Annotated in this window: 2 protein-coding genes; one reads left to right on the top strand and one right to left on the bottom strand. The window is 59.4% G+C overall.

The genetic code is table 11. The annotated features are described in order from the left end of the window. Positions 1-336 (top strand): DddA-like double-stranded DNA deaminase toxin (locus QK442_RS36170; RefSeq protein ID WP_282698383.1); only part of this gene is annotated, 336 nt, incomplete at its 5' end. 55 nt (positions 337-391) lie between these two features. On the opposite strand, the gene QK442_RS36175 is transcribed toward QK442_RS36170, so the two are convergent. Then, on the bottom strand, positions 392-1,124 hold a 733-nt coding region (locus QK442_RS36175; RefSeq protein ID WP_282698384.1), incomplete at its 5' end, for a hypothetical protein.

Raw genomic sequence — 1,124 nt, forward strand, 5'->3', positions numbered from 1 at the left:
TTCACCATGCCGGGCGTGGAGAACGGAACCGGCTACCTCTTTTCGGGGCCGGACAACGTCTGGGGAGGATACGACGAGTGGATCCCAGACGCTGCCGAGGAAGGCATGGAGCACCATCTGGAGGCGCAGGCAGCGGGGCTCTTGGCCAGGGCTGCCGCCAACCAGGGATCAAGGGGACTGCAAGGATTCCTCTACCTTGCAGGAAATAATGCGAGATTCGGGCTCTGTCCTAGTTGCGCCAGGACGATCGAGTCAATGCTCCCCTCGGGAGTTTCGTTGACAGTCGTTTACAGAAACCGCAGTGGAATTCAGCGGCGCTCTTATACAGGTAGCTAGTTGATTCATTACAGGTTAGGCCCCGAACGACGTTCGGGGCCTAACCTGTCCGCAGCTAATGCGGAGGCTGCTGGGTTGCGTCATCGACGGCCCGGAACACGGTCCTGGCGTGGTCGAGTTTTGCTTGGTGCGTGGCCGCTGCTTGGAGAGTGAAGTATCCGGGTAGCCGTCGAGAAGGGAAGGGGGAATGGCTCAGGTCCTTGACGAGGACGAGGACCCCGTCACCCATGAAGGACTTTCCGCTTCCGGGACATTTCCAGGGGGCGAAGTCGATCTCTTCGAGTCGTGATGTGATCGATTCCACCTTTTCGGCTGTCACGCGTCGGGCGCTGACGCGTATAGCGGCAGACATCGTCGCTTCGAGGACTGCCGCGTGGATCAAGGACTCGGAAAGCGATTTGTTCAGAGGTTCCCACTCGCCGTCCCGGGATGACTCGAAAAGGTTCTCGGGCGAGTCCGCGAGAAATGAGATCTCCCACCCTCCTTGGTCTCTCATGAAGACGGCGCGACCATCTTCGATCTGCTCGGGCCACGGGTAATCCAGATAGAAAGTAGTTGAAATGTCCTTGCTCCAGCGCGATGACAGGTCGTGCCAGTTCTGAAGCGCAGGCGGGAGCCAGGACAGATCCGTGGGCGTACGGGCTGGCGCAAGGTCGGGAGGTCCGTACCACGTTTCCAGGAATCTGTGCATTTCGATGCTTTGCGGCGAGATCACGAGATCTATCATCGCAGGAATCGGTGAGTAGGCAGCCTCGCTGCCGGTGGAACACATGGAGGCCCCACCGGCA

Origin of the sequence: Streptomyces sp. CC208A (assembly GCF_030010625.1) — a bacterium.
Classification (GTDB): domain Bacteria; phylum Actinomycetota; class Actinomycetes; order Streptomycetales; family Streptomycetaceae; genus Streptomyces.